The organism is Collinsella sp. AM34-10, assembly GCF_003469185.1.
GTDB lineage: Bacteria > Actinomycetota > Coriobacteriia > Coriobacteriales > Coriobacteriaceae > Collinsella.
The window spans coordinates 255,345-279,192 of the sequence record NZ_QSIL01000002.1 but is presented as its reverse complement, the minus strand read 5'-3'; the positions used below and the strand labels follow the sequence as shown (position 1 = coordinate 279,192).

Sequence of the window (23,848 nt, the reverse complement as noted above, 5' to 3'; positions counted from 1 at the left end):
TGCTGCCGCTACCGCTTGTGTTATACGCACCGTCTGTATATAACCGAAGCGGATTTCCCGTATAACCTTGGATATCCAGATAGAGCGATGAGGAATCATCCTTTTGACGGTAGCCAGTTGCACTCGTCCCGGCACATTGAAAACTAAATGCCCTATCGGCATTGTTCGTACAGGTCGTAATTCCCGTATCGGCGTTTTGAGTAATGCTAGAAACCTGAGAGGTGTCAAACTCCTCTTGCGCGAACGATGCAGCGGGAACCCCTAGGGACAGACCCGCAGCAATCGCCAACCCGACTCCGATTCGAGTAATAGCGCTCCTTGGCTTAATCATGGCCTTCTCCAATCAAAAGCGGCTAACAATGCGTCGACGCACAGCAACCTTTGCATGAATGGAGAAAGATGTCTGTAAACACTCGCTATTGAGTTGATAATCCAGGCGTTTACACGTTATCTACCTGCGATAACAATGAAATAAGCTCTGCTTTGTTCTTGATCTTCAACTGGCGATAGGACGCGGATCGCAGCGCTTGCACCGTAGATGCAGCGTAACCGACATCCTGCGCAATGGTCTTTGTCGTTGTGCCCTCTGCCGTCATCAACAATATTCGGGCCTGAACATCGGACAGGGCGCGCGACGTAAGCAGAGCCAGCCGGCGCACGTGAGCTGCTTCGGTGGACCCGTTCGCACGGTACTTCAAGACGGCCTTCTCGTCCTCAACCGAGCGTACGAGCACGATGTGCGTAACGAGCATGGGCACAGACCAGCAAACAATCACCGTTGCCACGACGACATTGACGGCCGAACTTTGCCCCAGCAACGACGCAAGGAACAGAGGCTCGAAAACCGTCAGATCCTGCACCATGTTGAGCAAGACAACCCAGACAGGAGCCGCCGCCCCAAAGCAAAGCATCCATATCCCAAGCATTTTGCGCTGCGGACAGCTACGCAGCACTATGTATGTGAGCAACATCCCCGTCAGCACCGCGAACCCATGGATTCGCCCCCTAGTGGCCGCATGGATTAAAGTAGCCGCACCTATTGACACCAACGGCACGATAGCCCGGACACGGGCATGCACCTTAAACGGACGCAGCCCAACAGCGAGCGAGACCGTAGATGCCACGCCGCACAGCAGGACCGGCGCAGCCATCAACGGATCGCATATACACCTCCATGCCGCGATATAGACAAAAGACCATTCCACGGCAGACAGCACCGCCCATACGCACGGGCTTCCGAGCCCAATCGCCCCATCCGTTCTAGTCAGCGCAACTTCACGATTCAGTTTTTCACCCGCGTAGTGCAGCGGCAGAAGCAGTCCGAGACCCAATGCATAGCTTGCGAGAGAAAAGGCGACTGCCCGCGAAACACCGGATCCCCAATCGCTATCCGCCATTACCAAGGGGCCCGCCGCAAGGAGGATAAAAAATGTTGTGAGCAGGTATCGAAACAGCCGGCGCGTCCGAACTGATGTCAACATATCACCAGCATGCCGCTGCAGCAGACCAGGCCCTGTAGCATCACCCTCACCCGCAAACAATGCCACGAGCTCGCGTGAGCCCGCAACCGATGCCTTCCCGTATGCTCGGTGAAGCGTTGTTCGCACCGTCGATGGCTTCGTACCCGTCTCCCTGGCAATTTCCGCCGGCGTTTTCCCTTTGAGCAGCAGTCGAACAAACTGCTCTTCTCGAGGCGACAGGGCAGGGGAAAACACCCCCGCATCGAATGGGTCGGACGTGCGAGGGGTATCCGAATTGTTGTCCCGTTTCTCCCTTAGCAATGTGCATACGAAGGCGGCAACAGCAATAGCGGACCCCATCGACAGTGATGCAATGACTGCGGCATCGCTTGCAAAGTATGCCACCTCGACAGCCGGAACAAGGCCAATGGGAACTGCTACAAGCACAGAACGGGCAAACACGTCGCCCTGCCCCCGACCAAAGGCGCGGGGACAGCAAAGCAGCGGGACCGCAGCCAATACGAGATAGACCAGCGGAATTAAAAGCACGAGGCCAATTGATGCGGCCGTTACAGAGGGCATCCCCCATGGCTCGGGAACGACTCTCCATGAAATTCGACAGCAAAACAGCAGGCAAGACAGGACAACTATTGTTTCTGCAAAAAGCATGCTCTGCGATCGGCGGGTCCCCCTTTCGCCGTCCCGCGCCGCCCCCCGTATCAAAGGAGAGCCCGCCGTATCCCAAATTACATATGAGAGGAGCAACGACCCAGTGAAGCACAAGGCACACGAAACACGATGCAACAACCAGATTGGTGCAAACACGATTGGAATAGAATCTCCGCGAGCATAGAAGGCCAAGTCGACCCATTCGGGAACCACCGCAATAGCAGCAAGGAAAACACCGAAGACGCCAAGGCGACCCGGCCGTCTTATTTCTCTCCCCTTGCGGAGCGCAACACCATGACCAAACGCCGCGAGGCATGCGCCAAGGATAACGAGCCAGGTCATTGCACCTGATGCCAAGCCGATTGAAGATGAAAACCGGTGATAAGGGGTAACCGCCATTACGACGAGCGCAATGGCGAAAGCAGATGTGGCAGAACAGCGGGAAAAGAGCATATGACCTCCATAGCGTGTCATTATATCGCTCGGGCTGCTCGTTTATCTCCACGCCCACACCAGCCAGCATCAACGATTCAGGCGAACTCCAATCCGAGCCAGATCACGGTTCAGCTTTTGTCCGCAGTCCCCGCATCAAAGCGGGATGCGGTTTCCTTTTGAGCGTCGATCTGGAAACTGTATCCCGTTCTGAGTCAATATTCTGGGACGCAGTTTCCGCAGCACACCCCATTCGGAAAGCGTGTCCCAGTATTTGGCCGCAAACTGGGGCGCGCTTTCCGGATGGGTCGAGACGAAGGCCAAGCCAGACAGGCAGCCTCGCATCCCGCCATCCTCGCCATCCGCCCGAGCGTGCTACACTAGCAGCATCTATGCCACCGCGAACGGCTCGGCCCCGCGCCCGCCGCTCGCAAACGAACTTTAAACGCACGAGGGTTGGCCATGCCGCTTTTCTCGCAACATACCGCCCGGTTCTCGCCGGACGTTCCCTTGGAGGGCACTAGCTCTCGCGAGCTGCTCAAGCGGTACCAGCCGCTCGAGACGCTTGCGACCGGCGGTTTTGGCTCCATCGAGATTTGCCGCGACACGCATCTGCGCCGTCGCGTGGCCATTAAGCGCATCCCCCTTATCAACGGCGCCGGCATGCCCGCCAGCGACATCATGGACGTGCTGCGCGAGGCGCATACCGCCGCCATGCTTCAACATCCCAATATCGTGCAGGTTATCGACTTTACGCACGACACCGCCTATGCCTACCTGGTCATGGAGTATGTCGACGGTATGTCGTTGGCCGAGTTTTTGCATCGCGTGGACGGCCACTCGCTCACCTTTGACGAGGCCGCGGCCATTGCCGACGCGCTGGGTCAGGCACTCACCTTTGCCCATGCAAACGGCGTGCTTCATCTGGACATAAAGCCCGCCAATGTGCTTATCGACCATTCGGGCAATGTAAAGATCACCGACTTTGGCATGGCGCGGCTGTCGTCCGCCGGCGGCTTTGGCGGATCGCGCGGCGGCACCATCGGCTACATGCCGCCCGAGCAGCTCGATATCGAGACCGGCACGGTCGACGAACGTGCCGATGTCTTTGCCCTTGCCTGCGTGATCTACGAGGGCCTGTGCGGCAGTGCCCCCTTTATGGCGGCCACGCCTGCCGACTCGCTCGACCGCATCATCGGCGGCGCCACCTATCCCAGCGAACTGATCCCTCACTTTCCCCCGGGGGCCGAGGCGGCGCTCATGAGCGCTCTCTCCCCCATGCCGCAAGACCGCCCCGATAGCATCGAGGCATTCTGCGACCGACTCCTTGCCGGCTTGGGGAGCGTGCGCGAAGGCCGTCGCAGCTTGGAGCAGATGGTAGGCGAGCTTTCGAGTGACGAGTGCGCGGCAGATGATATCGAGCCATCGAGCTACGAGGATGACACCGTCGAGGTCGACCCCGCACTTGGCTGGGCGGGCACGCGCTGGGGCCGCGCACGCAATTACACCATGCGCGGCATCTCGGCGCTCTCATGCGGAGCCTTCAGCTTTTTGCTTATGCAGACAGCCGGCGTCGCGACGCTTCCCGGGCTGGTCGTGGCGGCCGTCGCCATTGGCGCGGCGGCAGGCTTGGCCCCGCAGATTGGCTCGGCCATCTCGGCCGTGGGCTTTTTGGTGCTCATGGCCAACGCCACCATGCAGTCGCAGGGCATCCTGTCGATGCTGCCGGTCGCGGTCATTTTTGCCGCTGCCATGTCCGGTTGGTGGATTGCTTGGGGACGCACCGAGGCGGCTGCGAGCGCGACGCTCACCTGCGCGCTTGCGCTGGGTTGCCTAACCGGCGACGCCCTCCTTGCCGCCGGAGCCGCCACGAGCATCGCGGCGTTTTGGCTCGGCCCGGCAAGCGCAGCGGCGGCCACGGGCATGGGCGCACTCTTTGCCCGCCTTGCCGCAGCGGCTCTCTCTGCGGGAGGCGTACTGGGGCTTAGCAATGTCGTCGCAGCGCTGGGAGACGCGCTCCTTCTCGCTGCAATCGTGCTGGTTGCAGCAATAGCCGCGGCAACATCGCTGCTGCTCAATGCTCATGCCAAGCGCGCCGAGCAGGGATCGAACCTTGCCGCCATCGTCGCAATTGCCGTCGCCGGCATCGGCTCGGCCGTATCGTTTTGTCTTGCACACCATATGGAAATTGCCAGCCTTGCGGGCCCGGTCGTCGCCAAGGCAGCGGTTACGGGAATCCTATCCTCTATAATCGTCGGGATATGCCTTTATTTGCTCGGATACCAAAGAACCTATACGGAGAGTGATCTTTCGTGAACTTCCTGAACATCTTCGAGGACCACGTGGCCGGCATCTTCGGTGCCACCCGTGCCCCGTTCTCCTTTAAGAAGCTTGCCAAGCAGGCCGCTCGCGACATGGAGGATCAGACTCTGGTGATCAACGGCGTCAACACCGCGCCGGCGCTCTATACCATCCTGATTGCCGCCGACGACGATCCCATGCTCGCCCCGTTCTATCCCGAGCTTTCGCGCGAGGTCCGCGAGTTTGTGAAAGCGCAGGCCGAAAAGCGCCGCTACGTCTTTGTCGGCGAGCCCCTCGTTCGCTTTATGATCGACCCGCAGCTGCGCGGCGGCAAGTTCTCGGTCTTTGCCGAGAACGTCGATGCCCCTACGCTCGGTCGCCTGTACGAGGAAGAGCGCGCCTACCAAAACGGCCTGGGCCAGAACAACTCAGCCGCGAGCCGTGCCGCCAGCGCCCCGCGCGCCGGCCAGCAGCAGTTTGCCGCCCCGCAGCAACACCCCGCTGCTATGCCGCAGCAGCAGCCGGCACCTCGTGCTGCCACTCCCGACCCGCTTGCCGTGGCCGACCCCTTTGCGCCCAATATGCCCGATCCCGCCGCCGCACCCATCCCCGTGCCCCAAACCGTCTCGCGCGACGCGCTTGCCGGCATGGGCGGAGCCGCCGCGACCGGCGCCGCCGCTGGCCTTGGCGCCGCAGCCAGCATCGCCTCCAACATGGCAGGCTCTCGCGCCCCGCAGCGTCCGCTCGCCCAGCTTGTCGACGTCGTGAGCGGCGAGAGCCACGCCATCACCTCCGCACAGGTGACCATCGGTCGCGAGCGCTCGGTTTCCGACATCGCCCTGCGCGACCCCAACGTGTCGCGCCGTCATGCCCAGCTCACCTTTACTGGCTCGGACTGGTCGATCGAGGACCTCAACTCCACCAACGGCACGCTCGTCAACAACCGCCGCATCACGCGCTGCCCGCTGCGCAACGGCGACCTGCTGACGTTTGGCCTGAGCACGTTCGAATTTAGGGGATAGTCGCTTATGAACATCGATATCGTCCTGTTTGCAGGCCGCATTGTCCTGGTCGTCCTGCTCTATATCTTCCTGTTTGCCGTCATGAAGACCGGCGTGGGGCTCGTCCGCGGCCAGCGCCGCGACTCGGCCATCTGGACGATCGATGTGGACAAGGGCCCGCGCGGCATCCGCGGCATCCACGTGGATATGCTCGGCCCCGTCATCGTCGGCCGTTCGCCGTCGTCGGACATCTGCATCAACGAACCGTTTGTCTCGGCCTCGCATGCGCGCTTTTCGCTGCAGGGCCCGGCACTTATTATCGAGGACCTCAACTCGCTTAACGGCACGCTCGTCAACGGCCGCCAGCTGGTGGAGCCCGCAACGCTGCGCGAGGGCGACGAAGTCCAGATTGGCGACGTGGTCATGAAGGTGAACCGTCGATGATCGACGAGGAGAACAAGTCCGCAACCATGTCCGAGACGTCGGCCGCCCCCGCGGCCGCGCCGGCTCATGCCGCCCCGGCGGGCCCTGTGCCCGTGGAACCCGAGGACACCGTGTTCTCCCTGCCTCTTTCGCATGTAACGCAAGAATATCCAACGCTGACCGACGACGAGAACGCCGCTGACGGCGGTAACGCCCCCATCGGCGTGCACGCCGCTGCCGAGCAGCCCGCGGTCCCGCAAGACACGCCCGCGCCGGCTCACTTTGCCGAACCCGTCGCCACGGCGATTACCGAGAGCTCCGCGGTATTTGCGGCTCCCGAGCCCGCGGCACCGGTGTTTCCCGTAGCGCCGGCACCCGCCGCAGCGTCCGAGCCTGCAGCCGTCGCCCCGCAAGACGACGAGCCTGTCGACCGTACAACCGAAGAGCCAGCCACGCCCAACGTCAACGACCCGAGCAACGATGCCGACACCGTCTCGCCCGGCGATACGGCCGAGATTGACGTTGCCGCCGTGGAGGCCAAGCTTAAGGACCCCGGCTCGACCATGAGTTTTGAGCCGCTGACCGACGAGCGCGTCGAGACTGACTCGACCTACGACGCCGGCACGACCACGCAGCTCATGTGGGGCGCCCGCTCCGATGTTGGCTGTGTGCGCCCGCATAACGAAGACTCCTATCTGGTGCAATCGCCGCTCTTTTGCGTATGCGACGGCATGGGCGGCCACGCCGCCGGTGAGGTAGCCTCCTCCATCGCCGTCGAGACCATTGCCAAGACAGCGCCGCAGGCAGCCGACGCCGCACGACTGGCGGCCGCCGTCGAAGCTGCAAACGCCGCGGTCATCGAGGCTGCGCTCAACGGGCTTGGCAAGCCCGGCATGGGCTGCACGGCAACCTGCGCCTATATCGAAAACGACATGCTCGCCATCGCCCACGTGGGCGACTCGCGCGCCTATCTGCTCCACGAGGGCACGCTCATCCGCGTGACCCGCGACCACTCCTATGTGGAGGAGCTCGTGGACGCCGGCGAAATTACGGCAGACGAGGCTCGCGTCCACCCCAACCGCTCGGTCATCACCCGCGCGCTGGGCTCGGATCCCGCCATGTATGCCGACCACTTTACCCTGCATATCGAGGAAGGCGACCGCCTGATCCTGTGCTCGGACGGTCTTTCGAGCATGATTCCCGATAGCGATATCGAAAACATCGCCACACAGTCCTCGACCGCGCAGATTTGCGTCGACAACTTGGTGGACGCGGCGCTCGCCGCCGGCGGCCACGACAATGTGACCGTGGTGGTGGTCGACCTGGTCGACGATGGCGTCATGCGCGAGGCAAAGCGCGTCCGCCGCCGCAACATCACCATTGCCACCGTACTGGGCATCGCTTTTGTGCTGGCGGCAGCCATCTGGGCCTACGCAGGCATCACCGGCTCGTACTACCTGGGCACCTACAAGGACACCGTCGCGGTCTACCGGGGCATTCCCGGCAAGCCGCTCGGCCTTAAGCTGCACTGGCTCGACAGCACGACCACCATCAAACTGTCCGACCTGCCCGAAGACACACAAAATCGCCTTAAGGCAGGTATTCAGCAGACGAGCATCGACGACGCACAGGACACCATCTCCAAGTACCGCCATCAGATCGACGAGGAGCAGACCCGTCAGGTGATCGACGCGCAAACGATCCGCAATAACACCGACCAGGGTTCGACCTCCGAATCGGATTCCGAGAATACCGCCGAACAGTCCGCCGAGGCCGAAGCCTCCGATAAGAATTAGAAAGGGAGTGCCGCTTATGAGTCGCCGTAATACCGAACTGCTCTTACTCATCGCCTCGGCGTTCCCCGTCATCCTGCTGTATGCGATGTACGTGCTCACCGCAGGCGCCGCCATCTCGTTTGAGACACTTGCCGTTCCGATCGGTCTCTTTGCCGCCTTCGCCGCGGCGCATATCGCCGTGCGCATTCTGGCACCCGGCGCCGACCCGGCCATCCTGCCCGTCGTCTTTGTTCTTTCGGGCATTGGCATCACGTTTGTGACGCGCTTGGCGCCCACGCTCGCCATCTCGCAGCTCGTCATCCTGTTTATCTCGGTGGCGTTGATGGTAGGTACGCTTGCGCTGGTCAAAAACCTCGACGTAGTCATGCGCTACAAGTACACCTTTGGCATCATCGGCATCATCTTGCTGATGCTGCCCATCTTTATCGGCACCACGATCTCGGGCTCTAAACTGTGGATTCGCATCGCCGGCTTTACCATTCAGCCCGGCGAGTTCGCCAAGGTCTTTATCGTGCTGTTCCTAGCCGGTTACCTGGCCGAGAACCGCGAACTGCTCTCTATCTCCAACCGCAAGATCTTGGGTCTTAAGATTCCGCGTCTGCGCCTGCTGCTGCCGCTGTTCGCAGTCTGGGGCGTATGCCTGCTCGTCGTTGTCTTCGAACGTGACCTGGGCTCGGCCTTGCTGTTCTACACCATCTTCTTGCTGATGCTCTACGTTGCCACGGGTCGCTTCTCGTATGTCATCATCGGCCTTGTGCTCTTGGCCGTGGGGGCCGTGGGCGCTTACAAGTTCCTGTCGCACGTCCAGGTTCGTTTCCAGATCTGGGCCGATCCCTTTAAGGATGCACAGGGCCAGGGCTACCAGATTGTCCAGTCCCTCTTCTCGCTGGCCGACGGCGGCCTTGTTGGCGTCGGCATTGGCAACGGCATGGCCAACAACATCCCCGTCGTCGAGTCCGACTTTATCTTCTCGGCTATCGGCGAGGAGATGGGCCTTTTGGGCGGTGGCGCCGTTCTTATCCTGTTTATGCTCTTTGCCGTACGTGGCCTGACCACGGCAGCCCGTGCCAAGTCCGACCTTGCCGCCTTTAGCGCCACCGGTCTTACGGCAGCCATCAGCTTCCAGGCCTTTTTGATCGTAGGCGGCGTTACCCGCCTGATCCCGCTGACCGGCGTCACCCTGCCCTTTATGAGCCAGGGTGGCTCCTCGCTGCTGGCAAGCTTTATCATCGTCGCGCTGCTGCTGCGCGCCGGTGACGAGGCAACCGGTCGCGAGGCCGAGCTCACCGGCACCGGCACCATGGCCGCCATCACCGACGACCAGGTCGCCTCGGCGTCCTCCCCGGCCGGCACGCGCTTCGCCACTTCGTCTTCGTATGCCCGCGGCAGCCACTCCGCCGGCTCGCGCATGCGTCGTCGCCTGCTCGACACGCCCGAATCCGGTGTGCTCGGCCGCGTGGCGCTCGCCAATCGACTGACCCGCGCCGTGCTCGCCTTTACGGCACTATTCGCCATCCTTATCGGCAACCTCACCTATGTCCAGGTCATCAAGGCCAAGGACTATCAGGACATGCCGACCAACAACCACACCATCGCCCGCTCCAAGTACATCCAGCGCGGTTCCATCATCACGTCCGACGGCGTGACGCTGGCCGAGTCGCTGCAGCAGGAGGACGGCACCTACGTACGCTCCTACCCCAACGGTAACCTGGCAGCGCACGTGGTTGGCTACGTGAGCCAGCAGTATGGCACCACCGCCATCGAGAGCGTCATGAACGACACGCTCACCGGCTCCAAGGATTACTCCAGCTGGAACAACGCCATCGCGTCGCTCGCGGGCCAGACCCAGCCGGGCAACACCGCCAAGCTCACCATTGACTCGCGTATCCAAACGGCGGCCGAGCAGGCGCTCAAGGGCTTTAAGGGCGCTGTAGTGGTCATCGACCCGCGTACCGGCGCGGTGCTCGCATGTGCCAGCTCGCCCACCTACGACAACACCAACATCGACGCCCTGCTGCAGGCGGGCGGCGGCGAGGACGGCTCTATGTACAATCGCGCCATGGACGCGCTGTACACGCCGGGCTCCACGTTTAAGGTCGTTACGCTTTCCGCGGCACTCGAGACCGGCACCGCCAGCCTTACCAGCACCTACCAGGCGCCCGGCTCCATGGACATCGGCAACGCGCCGGTCACCAACTATGCCAACGAGAGCTACGGCACCATCAGCCTGCAGCAGGCCTTTGCCGTGTCTTCCAACGTCGTCTTTGGCCAGGTGGCAAACGAAGTTGGCGCAAACACGCTCGTGCAGTTTGCCAACGCCTTTGGCTACGGCCAAAAGCTCGGCCAGGACCTGACCTCCGCTGCCTCCATCATGGCCGACCCGTCGCTCATGACCGAGTGGGAGACCGCCTGGGCCGGCGCCGGCCAGCCTGTCGGCATGGACCACACGCCCGGGCCGCAGACCACCGTCATGCAAAACGCCGTGATTGCCGCCGCCATCGCTAACAGTGGCGTGGTCATGGACCCGTACTTTGTAGCCCAGGTACTCGCCCCGGACGGAACTGTGGTCAAGACCACGCAGTCCCGCTCGCTGGGTCAGGCCGTCAGCTCCGCCACGGCCGACCAGGTCAAGCAGGCCATGCTCGCCGTCGTCCAGTCCGGTACCGGCACCGATGCCCAGGTCCCCGGCGTCAAGGTCGCCGGCAAGACCGGCTCGGCCGAGATCGGCGGCACCAACGTCAACTCGATGTTCGTTGGCTTTGCGCCTTACGATTCACCCACGGTCGCCATCTCGGTGGCCTTGGAGGATTACGACAAGCATGACGTCAAGGCCGCCAAGATCGCCGGTATCGTCCTGACCGCGGCGCTTGCCGCACAGGGAGCGTGATGTCCATGATCGAATCGGACACCCGAGGCGCGCCGCGGCCGAAGAGTTAGCGGCAACGCGCCACACGGCCCCAGCGGCCACATCGTAGGTACTACACACATCGTTGAGCGAATAGTTATGTTAGGAGCAGGAATGGAACAGAGGGTCCTCGGGGGAAGATACCTCCTCAAGGATAAGGTGGGGACAGGCGGCATGGCGACCGTCTTCCGTGCGCAGGACCAGGTCCTCGACCGCACGGTAGCCGTCAAGATCATGCTGCCGCAGTATGCTGGCGACGCAACCTTCGCCGCACGCTTTAAGCAGGAGGCCCAAGCAGCAGCCGGTCTCTCCTCCCCCTATATCGTGGGCGTCTACGATTGGGGCAAGGACGGCGACACCTATTACATCGTCATGGAGTACCTGCGCGGCACCGACCTTAAGAGCGGCATCAAGAGCCACGGCGCCCTCGACCCCAAGAAGGTCGCCCAGATCGGCTCGCAGATCAGCTCCGCGCTTTCGGTCGCCCACAAGCACGAGATCATCCACCGCGACATCAAGCCGCAGAACATCATGGTGCTGCCCGACGGCAACATCAAGGTGATGGACTTTGGCATCGCGCGCGCCAAGAACAGCCACCTCACGCAAGATAACAACGTGCTGGGAACCGCCCACTACGTCAGCCCCGAGCAGACCCGCGGTCAGGACCTCGGCCCCACCTCGGATATCTACTCGCTGGGCGTCGTGATGTACGAGTGCGCCACCGGCCGCGTTCCCTTTGACGGTGACGACGCCATCTCGGTCGCACTCAAGCAAGTCAACGAGTTGCCTATTCCGCCGAGCCAGATCAACTCCGGTGTCGACGCCGACCTTGAGCGCATCATCCTCAAGTGCATGGAGAAGGACCCGGCAAACCGCTTCCAGACCGCCGACGAGCTTCGTCAGGTGCTCAACAGCTACCTGTCGGGCCGTGCCGTCAACGTCTCGGAGCCCACGCGCATCATCGGTGCCCCCGGTGAGCTGGGCGCCACCAAGACTCGCGAGCTTTCCGATCAGACGCGCGCCATGGTGCGTCCCGTCTCGGGCGTGAGCGGCCAGAATACCGCCCGTAGCTCGGTTTCGGGCTCCACCGGCTCCTACGAGGTCGAAAAGCCCAAATCCAACAAGAACAAGATCATCGCCGCCGTGGTGGCAGCCGTTGCCGTCATCGGCATCGTGGTGGCCTTTGCCACAGGACTCTTTGGCGGCGAGCAGGTCACCGTGCCCGATGTGCTGGGCAAGGACCAGCAGACTGCCGTCGAGCTGATCAAGGAAGCCGGCCTGGAGGTCGGCACCGTCGACCAGAGCTACAACGACGACGTCGACGAGGGCAAGGTTGCCGAGCAGACCCCCGACGGCAACGCCAAGAAGCCCAAGGGCACGCGCGTGAACCTGGTGGTCTCCAAGGGCCCCAAGCCCTCCGAGAAGGTTGAGGTTCCGCAGCTCGTTGGCCTGACCAAGGACCAGGCCGAGGCAGCGCTGGCAAGCGTTGGCCTTAAGGGCAGCGCTTCCGAGGAAGCCAACGAAGCCGAGGAAGGCCAGGTCTTTGAGCAGGGCACCGATGCCGGCAAAGAAGTCGAGAAGGGCACGACCATCTCGTACAAGGTCTCGAGCGGCCCGGATACCACCTCTGTTCCCGATCTGACTGACATGACCGAGTCCCAGGCGCGCAATGCGCTCGACATGGCCGGCTTTGGCGTTAACGTGAGTTATCAGGAGAACGACTCGGTTACCGAGGGCACGGTGATTAGCTGGAACCCCAGCGGCAAGCAGAAGCCCGGCGCCACGATTACCGTCGTCATTGCCAAGAAGTCCGGCAAGGCGAGCGTTCCGGGCAATCTGTACGGTAAGAGCATCTCTGCCGCCGTCACCGCGCTCAACAATGCCGGCTTCTACAACATCGCGTTCTGCGACCAGAACGGCAACCCCGTGAGCGGCAACGAAAACGCCACCGTCACGGGCGTCTCCCCCACCGGCAAGCAGTCCACCGACAGCACGATCACGTTGACGGTTTCGCTTTCTGGCTCCGATTCGGGCGACGATTCCGGCACGACTAACTAGTCGAGGACCCATCACCCGCAGCGGCTAGGGCCGCAAACATATTCGCTCAACGGCGCCCGCTTGCTCCCCCGCAAGCGGGCGCTTTATTTATCGACAGACCATGGCCCCTTAGCAACGCAAAGAGGCCCGCAAAAGCGAGCCTCCCAGGTGACAACAGAATATGTAATGCAGTAATTACTGGCCGCAGAACTTCACCATGATCTCGACCATGGACTCTTGCCTATGGACAAAATGTCCATAGGCAAGGAGATGAAAGAGTAAGGACAACGCCCTCTAAAAGAAGGCCGTATATGAAGATTGCATATCCCTTTTGCCTTCATATACTCAAGAAGCACCCCTCGAAGCGCTCCTGAGAGGCCCCCTTGGATGCAACCCAGGGGATCCAGATTCTGGTAGACATCGGCGCAGCAAAATCCTGCCGCGCAGGCACGAACGGACATCTTGACTCCTAACGCAATGCGGGGCGCCCCAAGACACCCCGCCACGACAAAAAACTAGTTCTCGTAGACCAGCGGGTGGCCCCAACTGCCCTCGATCTTGCAGGTCTCCGCCGCAAAACCGGCAGCGAAGTCCAAGCTCTCGCGAATCGCGGCCTCGCCGCACTCGCCGGCCTTCTTCTTGGAAAGATAGGTGACCAAAAACGCCGTCAGCAGTGAATCGCCGGCCGCCATAGCGTCTTTGAGCTCCTCGGGCGCCACGGGCTTGATGCCCTGCTCGTAGAAGTTTTCGCCGTCATAGGCGACGGAGCCCTTGCTCCCGCGCGATGCGCATACGATTTGAGGGCCAAGGGCCTTCACCCACTCGAGCTTCGCCTTGATATCCTCCAGGGAAGCGTCGCCCATGGACATAAAGGCGTACGTCACAAATGGCGCAATCTGCCCGAAGTACTCGTCGGTGGAGTCATCGGAGAAGTCGAAGCTGATAGGCACGCCGGCAGCCTTGATCTTGGGGAGCTCGCGCTCGGTGAAGCAGTAGTTGCCGCTGTGCACCAAATCGAAGCCGCTGACGTACTCGGCGGCGAAGCGGTCTATCACGTAGCGCATGTCGCCACGTATGCCGCCTTCATTGGAGCCCAGGAAGATACGGTCCCCGGTCTCGTCAACGGTCACGCGAGCGGCGCCGTTGACGCCCAGGACCTGCTGGCAGCGAAGAAGCTCGACGCCCTCGTCCTCGAGCGATGCTATAACGTGCTCGGCCTCCTCATCTGATCCGAAGATTCCCATGTAGGCGCTGCGATCGACGCCGAGCTTCTTGGCGAAGACGGCGAAGTTAACTGCATTGCCGCCGGGATACATGGTCTTGATGTGCTCGTACTTATCGACAACGTTGTCTCCAAAGCCAAGCACGCTTATAGGATAGGCTGCCATGGTTATCTCCATTCAGGTAAACCGCCGTGGTTACGGCGAGCAGACGGGGCGCGAGGGATTCGCACGTCTCAACGCGCCTCGCACCCCGTTTTAAAATCGCTAGTACTTCTCGATGCCCATGTAACGACGCACGTCCGGGTGATGGTCGAACACCTTGCCGCGAGCGGAGCGCAGCTCACAGTTCATCGCGTAGAACAGGATTGGATCAAGGAACGCGCGAACGCTCGCCGGTACTTGGTCCATGCCGTACTCCATGGCGTCGAGCACCATAAGAGTGTCGGTATGGGTCTCGAGGAATGCGAGGGCGCGCTCATCCATGGCTCGGCACTCACTAGAAGACATCTGCAGGAAGTAGAAGACTCCGGGCTCGGTCACCTCGAAGGGGCCGTGGAAGTACTCGCCGGAGTGGATATAGGCGCAGCTCTGCCACTGCATCTCCATAAGCGAGCAGATAGCGAAGCCATAGGCCTGGCTAAACACGGGACCGGACCCCAAGATATACAGGAACTTGTGGTCCTGGCACAGGGCGGCAAAACGGTCGCAGAGTTCGGCGTTGACCTTCTCGCGAGCTGCAGGCAGGATCTGGTCCATCTTGGCGATGCCTTCGTACATGTCGGCAAGGTCGGCATAACCTTCCTGCTGATCCAGGAGCTCGGAAGCGAGAGCCAAAGAGATGCCGGCGGGCACCTCCGCCTGCGGAACTCCCTCGCCCCACGGATATACCCAGCACGTCCACTCACCGTTATCGATGCCGGAACCCGCGTTGTCCGTCTGCACGATAACGGTCGCGCCCGCCGCCTTGGCGATCGAGCACGCATCGATTACCTCGGGGGTGTTGCCGGAGTGGCTGCAAGCGATGACAAGGGACTTTTCGCCCAGGCGCTTGGGACGCATGATATCGAACTCGCGGGCGGTATACGCCTCGCTGGCAAACGTAGTCGCCTCGCGCTTGAGCAGCTCGTGGGCGGGCAGCAGGTCGATGAGGGAGCCGCCGCAGGCAACCCAGAAGACGCTATCGAAACCGCCCTTTTCAGCGATTGCGTCGGCGATAAGATCATGTGCGTTCATTGTTATTCTTCCTTTCGATACGGCGGACGAATCCGCCAACGTTTACTGCGAGTCTTCTCGTCAAGCGTGTTGACTTCCCCACGCGAATGGGAGCTACGCGCTAGTCGACAAAATACCTCTCGAAGGCGTCCATGTTGTGCCGGTCCGCTGCTGCGGGATCATCGAAATACCTTCCATCGGTGATCTCCTGACCAAGATAGCCCTCGAACCCATGCGCGTTGAGGACGCGTACGAAATCGTCCATACTGTGCTTTCCATCGCCCCAAACCAGATGGCCATATGGGTCGCCATCAATGAAGCGCATGTTCCTTATGGCACCATCGCCAAACTCGGCAAACCACTCTTCAAGGCTCTCGCCGGCGACTCCCATAGCGGTAGTGTCCACCATTGGAGTAAGGTGCGGGCTGGCTACTTGGTCAAGCATGCGCCTGGCGTCCGCGAGTGTAACCACCAAGTTGCTCTCTTCCGGCCTCAGGCTCTCCATGCAGAGGGTCACGCCGTGCTCGCCGGCATAGTCCGCAAGAATCGCCAAGTGCTCGGCAGAGCGCTTCCAAGCCTCCTCGCGGTCCTCGTCCCAATCGCCCCAACCGGAGTTGATGGACATATACGGGGCGCCGAGCACCTCGGCGAGCTCGATGCCGTGCTTAAAGTAAGCGAGGCTCCGCTGCGCGTGGAGGGGCTTTCTGGCAGCGTACTGCCACGGATACACCACGTTCTCCGGACACAGGGAGCTCACGGAGAGTCCGCGGGACTCGATCTTGCGGCGAAGCTCGTCGGCCTCGAAATACCCCGTGTGGTCCAGCGTCACGTGCGGCTCGGCCGCCCAAAGCTCGATGGTTTTGAAGCCAAGGCGCTGCTGAGCATCAAGGAAGTAATCGAGCGACCACATGATGTAGTGAATGTTCATGCCGGCGACCTGCTCGCGACGCAGACGGGGTGTGGAAGCGCTTAAATCCATGCTGGGCACCTCCTACATCGGCAGTAGGCCGGAGATCACAGTCGCGACCAATCCGAACAGAACCATGAAGATAAAGAACTTCCAGATGGTCTTCCACCATTGCCCGAAGGAGATCTTCGCCACGGCAAGACCCGCGACGGTCATGCCCGCAACGGGGCTGATGGTGTTGACGGTCTGGTTCGCGAACTGCAGAGCGGTGACGGCAGCCCCGGGATTGAGGCCCATAAGCTCGGTCAGCGGGCCCATGACGGGCATGGTGAGTGCAGCGAGGCCGGAGCTGGAAGGAACCAGCAGCGAAAGCAGGCCGAGGACGATGTACATGAAGGTGGTATAGATGAAGGACGGAGCGCCCGCAAGGAGTCCGACGAGCCAGTTAAGAATAGAGTCGATGATCATTCCGCCCTCTGCGACGACCAGGATGCCGCGGGCGATGCCGATGATGCAGGCTGCGTAGGCGAAGTCGGCGATTCCGCGGACGAACTCCTCCGCAATGGTCTTCTCGTCCAGGCCGCCGAGTATGCCGGCAAGAAGGCCCATGGCCAGGAACACCATGGAGATCTCGTCCATATACCAGCCCTGGGTAACGAGGCCCCACACGATAACGCCCATGCCGACCGCGAAATCAATGAGGACGAGCTTGTGGCGAAGCGTGAACTCCTCTTCGATAGAGGCATCGGTGACAGAGAACTCGATGCGCTTCTGCTTATCGTCCTCATAGGTGATGGAGGACTTGGGATCGAGCTTGACGCGGCGCGCGTAGCGCATGGCCCAGAAAATGCCCGCGGCGGTGAAGATGACCCACAGGATGGCGCGGAGCCAAAGCTGGGGATTTCCCTCGATGCCGATAACGCCCTGGGCGATCAGCACGTTGAAAGGATCAATAGTGGATGCGCAGTAACCAAGGTTGGGGCCGAGGAAGCAGATGATGAACGCGGTCATGGAGTCATACCCGATGCTCAGCATGATGGGGATGAAGATCGCGTAGAACGGCAGCGCCTCCTCGGACATGCCGAACGTGGTGCCGCAGATCGAGAGCAGGATCATGGAGATGGGGATGATCAAGATGTCCTTGTTCTTCAGCTTCTTGATCACGCGGCTCATGCCGGCGTTTAGGGCGTTGGTCTTGGTGACGATGGCGAACGATCCGCCGATCAGCAGGACGAACGCGACGACATCGGCCGCAGCCTGAATGCCCTTGGCGGGAGCCTGCAGGACGGCATCGATGCCCTGTCGCAGATCGACGGTCTCCCCCGTCTCCGAATCGGTGTAGACCTTGTCGACCTCTTGGTACGTTCCGGCTACGGCGACTTCTCGCTCGCCCGCGGCCGTCTGAATGGTCTGGCGGTCGAACTGACCCGATGGGACGATCCATGTGAGCACCGCGAAGAACACGATCAGCATGAACGCGATGGTGTACACATGGGGAAGCTGGAGATGGAATCTGCGCTTGGGCTTCTCCTGTTTGGCATCCGGCATTCTTAACCTCCTGCCAGAGCAACGATGCTTGCCAAAAATCCTTCACGTATAGGCAAACATCTTAGGTTGTTCTATGTATAACCTGCATGAAGGCGTCGGTCAAGAAACATATTAGGTTGTTCTATAAGTGGTAACTTTTACGCGCTAAACGGACCTGCCGCGGCAATACGAGAACAGCGCTGTGTGAGACAGAGCCGCTAGATATCGAAGCTGTAGCGCGAACCCACGTAGTACTGTCTGCCATAGCAGAAGCGCTCTCCGTTGGAATCGAGAAAGCCCGCGTTCATGAAGAACAGCGGCTCCCCTACTGGGACCTTGAGCTCGCGGGCGGCATCAATTCCCGCACGGGCGATCTCCAGCCTGCAGGGATCGGACGAGCAGGGATACCTACCCGTACGCTCCCCCACGGCCTCGAATATCGAACAATTGGAGAGACCGATATCTTTGAGAAATTCGAATCCATCGACAGGATAGTAGTTGTTCTCGAACAGGACCGGCACGCCGTCTGCGGTACGCACGCGTGAGACCAAGATGAGGTCAGAGCCTTCATCCAAGCCAAAGAAAGAAGCGAGGTCGCGATCGGCGGCAACGGTCTTGCGGGCAACGACGCGAGCGCCCGCCTTCATGCCGTTTTCAGCGCATGCTTGGGTAAAACTCTGAACATCGTCCTTCTGATGCACCTTGCGAATTATCTTTGTCGCGGTCACAAACGTACCACGCCCCTGCCGCTTGGTGAGATACCCCTCGCCCACAAGCTCCTCTATTGCGCGGCGAACCGTGACCCTTCCCACGCCGTACATCTTAGAAAGCTCAAGTTCCGTTGGAATCTGCGAGTCAACGGGATATGTCCCCTGTTCGATATCGCTCTTAAGCAAATCGAGCACCTGTTGATACAGCGGGGCGGAAGAGCCCCCATCCAGATGCGCATCCACAAAAACTCTCCCTTTAAGGCGTTCGCGATCTCAACGACTCCATTCTACCGCACACGGAAAAATGAGGTTAAACACATAGGGGCCCTGCATGTTTGAGCGTATCGGGAATCTGGTCGCTGATTTCGTCCGCATTTGCTTGCGAAAAACCAAAACGCTCCTCGCGCTTGGCGAACACGGTGAGGCCCGCCGCCTTGCACGCAGCGATCGATGATGCTCGTGTGATGTTGGCTTCCTTCCTTTGCTTGCGAGGCGCGTCACTCGTCCTGCTGAGCCGCGGGCCCATCGTTCGGCGTGGCCTGCCTGCGCGGGGCATGCCGGGAATTGATGTAGTCGTATGCGTAGGCGATCTCCGTGACGGGGACCTCCACGTGGTAATGGGCGGAAATGTCAGAGAAGCTCGTGCGGAATGCCTCGACGAAATCGTTGTGTTCATTGGCGAAGCGCTGCTCGTCTGCGTAGTTCTCGATGGGGCTTCTGGTCACGAGGCGCTCCACGAGACAACACAGGTGCACGTAGAGCCCCATGCTCACACGAGCGCCAATCACGTCTCCGGTGAGCTGCTGGAGCCGCTCTGCGGCACTCTCGATTTCGCCGAAGAGCTTGTTGGGGTTAAGGATTGTGATGGACTCGACCACGTTCCTGAGGGTCATGTTCTTGACGAGATTCTGGTGGAACGTGCGCAAGCTGTCCGCGTCGAGCAAGCGTGCGAAGGCGCGGTCTATCTGGGCCGTTCCTTCGCCGGCGATGAGTTCCTCGAGCGAAATGAACGGGACTCCGTCGGCGTGCGGATTGTCCGTGCCGATGACCGAGCGCACGTTGTACTGGGAGAAGGCGGCATCCTCAGATCCGTTATTGGCGAGCTGCCGCCAGTCAACGGCGACAAGCCGCGCGGGGGACTCGCCAGGCAGGCTCTGCGCCACGAGATCGCGGATCCGCGCAGCTGCGTCAAGTCCGCCTTCGGAGCAGAAGACAATCGCGTCCGGTCGGGCGTTGCGCGCCACGATGTGATAATTACAGGTGCAAGCTGCCGCAGCATCGTCGAGAACCTCTCGCACGGAGCGACCCGCGATAAGTCCGGCGCCAACCTCCACCGCAAGGCCGGTAGAGGCGTTGTTTATGATGCCGAGCGTCATGCCGGAGGTGGATTCCAGACTCTTATAAATATCCTGGAGCGATCCCATGTCCACGAGGATGACGACCTCGTCTGCGTAGGAGAAGCGGTCGATGATTTGCTGAAGAGGAACAGCGACGTCCGTAACCTTCTGGTCGTAGGGCATGTCGATGGCCTCGAAGACCCTCGTGTCAAGAATCCGATTGGCGGCGTCGGCGATGCTCGTGGCGGTCGAGTAGCCATGACTGAGGACGATACCGACGCTCCGACGACGCTTAGACGGGTCGAGTGCGAGTGCCGCATGCGCAAGGACGAGCAGACACGTGAGATCGTCGAGTGCGATGCCGAGCGTGGCCTTGAGTTCATCAGCGATGCAGGCGCAGACAGTAACGGCAAAGCGGTTGCGCTGGGCCACGACGCCGCGCATGCCGGAAAGCTCGCTTGCATGGGAGCTCTTCCAACGCGAGAGGCTTGCGGGCGGCCACAGCTGGAGGCAGATGCCCTGGGCGATTAGATGCGAGCTCTTTCGGGACAAATCGATCGAGTAGAGTTCGTTCACGGAAGTGACGACGCTGTCGGCGATCTGCTCGTATGCGTCGGACTTCGAGCGGCCCGGGTTTTGCCCGAACGCCAGGTAGTCCTCGAGGTCGCGGGCTCGCTCCACCAGCTGAGCGCTGCACGCGCCCCCATCAAGCGTGCCTTCGCGATAGCTCTCGTATGGCTCCAGCATGGCGTCGAGTACATGCCGTGCGCGGTCGTCCGCCTGGCTTTGGATGCTCCGGGTGGTGTCGATGAGCTGCATGTCGTTCTCGCTGCGCTCGAGTGCGGAGCCGGCAAGGATTGCGGAGGGAAGCTGGTAGGTGCGAATCTCCAGGCTTTCACCCTTCGTGTCTAGATAGGCCTCGGCGCAACAGTTGGTGATGCAGTCGCGCAGGCCGCGTACGTTCTCCTCGAAGTTGGTGCCGGCGAGGGCTCGGAAGGCTCCGCGACTTATGAGGATGTCGCGTCCTATGCGTCGGCCCTCCTCCTTGAGGAAGTGGAGAGTCAGTTCCTCACGCTCCTCCTGGGTGCGCTCGCGCAGAGACGGCACCTGGGCGGACATGGGGATGCGACGCGTGAGGCTGCGGCACTCGGTACTGTCTGCCTCGTTTGAGGTGGCAAAGATAAGGCGCACAGCAGGGGCTGGCACAATGGCGCCCGCCTGTGCGGAGGCCCACTCCAAGAGCGCGTCCTGGGCAGCGGGTGAGAGGGCGTCGACGTCCTTGAGATAAACGATGCCGCCGCTCGCCCGATCTGCAGGCCCGCCATCTGCGCACAGGTCGTGAGTGAGCGCGCGGGCATCGTCTGCGTAATGCGAGCAGTCGATGCTCACAAGCTTGGCTTCCTGCTGCAGGACGCCGACGTTCTTGCCGTATTCGAGGGCAAGTTCGGCGAGTAGACCCTTGCCGGTTCCCGAGGCGCCACAGAGCAGGATGGGCAGGCCAGCTGGCGGGTACTTGAGCGCGGCGCAGAGCTGGCTGATGCAGGGCGCAAGGCTCAGCTCGTGACCGATTGCGCGGTCGAAGTCGAGTCGCTCGCCGTTTCCGAGCGTGGCGAAGAGCTGCTCGACCGAAGGGTAGGTGCTACGCTCAATGCGAGACTGGAAGAAGCGTTCGAGGGAGCGGCGGTGGAAGTAGCACACCGGTCGTGCCCCTGCTTTCACCACGAGGCCAGCGCGCACGAGCTCGTTGAGATACTGACTTGCCAGGCTGCGCGAGATGGCGAGCGAGTCGGTTATAGATGCCGTGGTGAAGTGGTCGAGACGGTTCTGGATGCGCCCGCCCCGCGTGCTGCCAAGCTCGCGCGTGATGCGATCGAGGTAGGCAAGCAGGTCTTTCTGTGTCTCGGGGATGTTCATGCGGCTGGTCCTCCTTTCGTCCCACACCTTACGGGCGGGGTGGTGCTCGGGACGGGTTGGCGCCCGCGTTTTGTCACGGGCACGTGAACTTCGGCACTCCATGATACATCTGTAGTGGCATATGGCGACTTCTCGACACCTGCGCTCGACACAGCGAGCGGCAACAGCGCTGTCCGCCGAGCGCCTCACGGGCGTATCCCAACCGTAGGAGTGCGCTTTGCCACCTTTGACTGCCTCCCTGTCGGCAAGCGGCTCGCCGTTCGCTCCGTCTCTGACCACATCGCTCGAATCGACTCTGCCGCCGGCGCTGTGGTGGCCGTCGTGCCCGCAAAGGTCATCAAGCAGGCCGACGAGGTCACCGCGGGCAAGGTCTCCCTCGTCGACGCACTCAGGAATCTGTAGGCGAGGCCCCTAAGGCCGCCTCGCTGTCGGCAGCCCGGGGCCATGTGCCATCAGGGCACAGGACGAGTCCGGTCGCCGGAATGCGGCCGGACCCGTTGTTCGCGTGTTTTGCTGGGGGAGTCGCTGTGGCGACGAGGTTCACTGGCTTACTTTTCCTGTTCGCGCAGCCCCTTCGCCAAGGCTATGTTGGACAGTTTGAGTTCGCCATTCGTTACCGTAACAGCAAGCGAGTGGCCGAACTTCTCGCAGACGCGTGTCGTGAGTGCGGTACCGTCGAGGTAGAGGACGAGGATGTTGTCGTCAACGATGAGCTGCAGGTGGTAAGAACGCCCGGACTCGAGCCAGACTGGCCTCCAAAGCCCCTTATCCATTACGCGGAACCACTTGTAACAGGGGCTCTTGTCGAACGAGAGCCGATTCGCGTCGAGGTCGAAGCGGTATTCGTACGACTCGTCGGTCTCGAGATTCTTGTAGGCTCGAATTGAGAAGTCGCAAGCGTCCCTGAACGTCACGTCTGCCTCGAAGCAGAAGATCTCGCCTGCGTTTTCGGTGATTACGCACTCCGTTCGTTCGTGGTCTCCGCGAAGCTCGATATCCGGGACGGCATCAGGGCACTCGAACGCATCCTTTATGCTTTGGGGAGGGCGAACGCCGAGGGTGCCATTGGGGCGCTGGTACACCTCATGGGGCATAAACGAGCCACCCCAAAGCCAGTTGGCCCGGTCATCGTCGTTCTCGCGCGTGGGGACCCAGCCGGACAGAATCCTGCGCGATCCGTCGAAGGCGGTCCGTCCGGCGTAATACGCCCTCCCGTCGAAGGCGTCATCTCTCGGCTTCTCCCACGGACCGTAGAGATCGCGGCTCATGCGGTAGACGATCTTGTTCTCGTCGCTGTACTCAGAGTAGACCAGGTACCACCAATCGCCAATTTTAAAAATGTCTGGCATTTCGAACATGGTGTAGAGGCCGGGGGCCCAGAAGTCGCCCTTGAACTGCCAGTGCTCGAGGTCCTTCGACGTAAAGTGAACGAGCCTGCCAGTTTGGAGGGTTTTGGAGGGGTCGTCTCCCTTACGCGTGCCCAGTACGAGGAGGTATTCCTTCCGGTCGTCATCCCATATTACGAAAGGGTCGCGCCAGTTGCGCCCATCGTATCCTGGCTGAGGCGTGAGCTCTACTGCAACGCCCGTCTTTTTCCACGTCGCATAATCATCCGAGCAGGCCTTCGCCTGCATGAGCACCTGGGACGTTTTGCCTTCTCGCAGGTAGTTGCGGTTAAACCCGGTATAGAAAGCGCGTACCTCCCCTTTTGCCTCGTAAACGGTTCCGGCGTAGATGAACTGGTCTTGGTCGTCTTCTCCGCCGTGGGGGATCGCCGTTCCGTGTTCCTGGTACGTCACGAAGTCCTGGGTGGTCGCGAGCGACCACCCAAAGGGCTGTCCTTCGGCAAGCGGAGCGGGGTCGCGCGTGTCACGCTGGTGGTATAGATAGAACGTGCCGTCCTTGCCGAAGGGCATGACGTCTCCCACCCACACGTCCTTCGGTTGGTAGAACAGGTGCTGGTTATTGGTCGGGACTTTGCGCATGTCTCGTCC

At 61.1% G+C, this 23,848-nt stretch carries 15 protein-coding genes; 7 read left to right on the top strand and 8 right to left on the bottom strand.

Annotation, left to right across the window (positions count from 1 at the left end; all coding sequences use genetic code 11):
- Positions 1-440: 440 nt before the first annotated feature.
- On the bottom strand, positions 441-2,582 hold the full coding sequence (locus tag DW823_RS03295; RefSeq protein WP_158567255.1) for a LuxR C-terminal-related transcriptional regulator: 2,142 nt from the start codon (positions 2,580-2,582) through the stop codon (positions 441-443).
- A gap of 441 nt (positions 2,583-3,023) precedes the next feature.
- Here DW823_RS03295 and DW823_RS03290 point away from each other — a divergent pair, with 441 nt between their 5' ends.
- The 6 genes from DW823_RS03290 (at position 3,024) to pknB (ending at position 13,045) form a co-directional block, all read left to right on the top strand.
- On the top strand, positions 3,024-4,877 hold the full coding sequence (locus DW823_RS03290; RefSeq protein WP_118080268.1) for a serine/threonine-protein kinase: 1,854 nt from the start codon (positions 3,024-3,026) through the stop codon (positions 4,875-4,877).
- Positions 4,874-5,884: an FhaA domain-containing protein gene (locus DW823_RS03285; RefSeq protein ID WP_118080266.1), complete on the top strand. Its 1,011-nt coding sequence runs from the start codon at positions 4,874-4,876 to the stop codon at positions 5,882-5,884. Before DW823_RS03290 ends, DW823_RS03285 begins: the two co-directional genes overlap by 4 nt.
- Before the next feature lie 6 nt (positions 5,885-5,890).
- Positions 5,891-6,307 carry an FHA domain-containing protein gene (locus DW823_RS03280; protein ID WP_055250779.1) on the top strand — a complete coding sequence of 139 codons (417 nt, stop codon included), beginning with the start codon at positions 5,891-5,893 and terminating at the stop codon, positions 6,305-6,307.
- A complete protein-coding gene (locus DW823_RS03275) occupies positions 6,304-8,082 on the top strand; it encodes a Stp1/IreP family PP2C-type Ser/Thr phosphatase (RefSeq protein WP_118080264.1) in 1,779 nt (592 codons plus the stop codon). The genes DW823_RS03280 and DW823_RS03275 overlap by 4 nt, the downstream gene beginning before the upstream one ends.
- 16 nt (positions 8,083-8,098) lie before the next feature.
- The gene (locus DW823_RS03270; protein WP_118080262.1) at positions 8,099-10,969 is read left to right on the top strand and encodes an FtsW/RodA/SpoVE family cell cycle protein; all 2,871 of its coding nucleotides are present in this window, start codon (positions 8,099-8,101) and stop codon (positions 10,967-10,969) included.
- Between the two features lie 132 nt (positions 10,970-11,101).
- Positions 11,102-13,045: a Stk1 family PASTA domain-containing Ser/Thr kinase gene (gene pknB, locus DW823_RS03265; protein ID WP_118080259.1), complete on the top strand. Its 1,944-nt coding sequence runs from the start codon at positions 11,102-11,104 to the stop codon at positions 13,043-13,045.
- Between the two features lie 494 nt (positions 13,046-13,539).
- Here the strand turns inward: pknB and DW823_RS03260 are convergent, their stop codons facing one another.
- The 6 genes from DW823_RS03260 to DW823_RS03230 all read right to left on the bottom strand — a co-directional run bounded on the left by DW823_RS03260 (position 13,540) and on the right by DW823_RS03230 (position 21,854).
- Positions 13,540-14,412 carry a PfkB family carbohydrate kinase gene (locus tag DW823_RS03260; protein WP_118080257.1) on the bottom strand — a complete coding sequence of 291 codons (873 nt, stop codon included), beginning with the start codon at positions 14,410-14,412 and terminating at the stop codon, positions 13,540-13,542.
- Between the two features lie 99 nt (positions 14,413-14,511).
- Complete coding sequence (locus DW823_RS03255; RefSeq protein ID WP_118080255.1) at positions 14,512-15,480, bottom strand: SIS domain-containing protein; 969 nt, start codon at positions 15,478-15,480, stop codon at positions 14,512-14,514.
- Between the two features lie 100 nt (positions 15,481-15,580).
- Positions 15,581-16,438 (bottom strand): sugar phosphate isomerase/epimerase, encoded by an 858-nt coding sequence (locus DW823_RS03250; RefSeq protein ID WP_118080253.1) that lies wholly within the window; start codon positions 16,436-16,438, stop codon positions 15,581-15,583.
- A 12-nt stretch (positions 16,439-16,450) separates the two neighbouring features.
- Positions 16,451-17,914 (bottom strand): YfcC family protein, encoded by a 1,464-nt coding sequence (locus tag DW823_RS03245; protein ID WP_118080251.1) that lies wholly within the window; start codon positions 17,912-17,914, stop codon positions 16,451-16,453.
- A gap of 197 nt (positions 17,915-18,111) precedes the next feature.
- Entirely contained in the window at positions 18,112-18,846 is a 735-nt protein-coding gene (locus DW823_RS03240; protein ID WP_118080248.1) for a GntR family transcriptional regulator, read from the bottom strand.
- 254 nt (positions 18,847-19,100) lie between these two features.
- Entirely contained in the window at positions 19,101-21,854 is a 2,754-nt protein-coding gene (locus tag DW823_RS03230) for a PRD domain-containing protein (RefSeq protein ID WP_158567254.1), read from the bottom strand.
- A 114-nt stretch (positions 21,855-21,968) separates the two neighbouring features.
- Between DW823_RS03230 and DW823_RS09835 the strand changes: the two genes are divergently transcribed.
- The gene (locus DW823_RS09835; protein ID WP_199574332.1) at positions 21,969-22,256 is read left to right on the top strand and encodes a hypothetical protein; all 288 of its coding nucleotides are present in this window, start codon (positions 21,969-21,971) and stop codon (positions 22,254-22,256) included.
- 146 nt (positions 22,257-22,402) lie between these two features.
- Here the strand turns inward: DW823_RS09835 and DW823_RS03220 are convergent, their stop codons facing one another.
- Positions 22,403-23,839, bottom strand: a complete 1,437-nt coding sequence (locus tag DW823_RS03220) for a family 43 glycosylhydrolase (protein ID WP_118080243.1) — start codon at positions 23,837-23,839, stop codon at positions 22,403-22,405.
- Between the last annotated feature and the right edge of the window lie 9 nt (positions 23,840-23,848).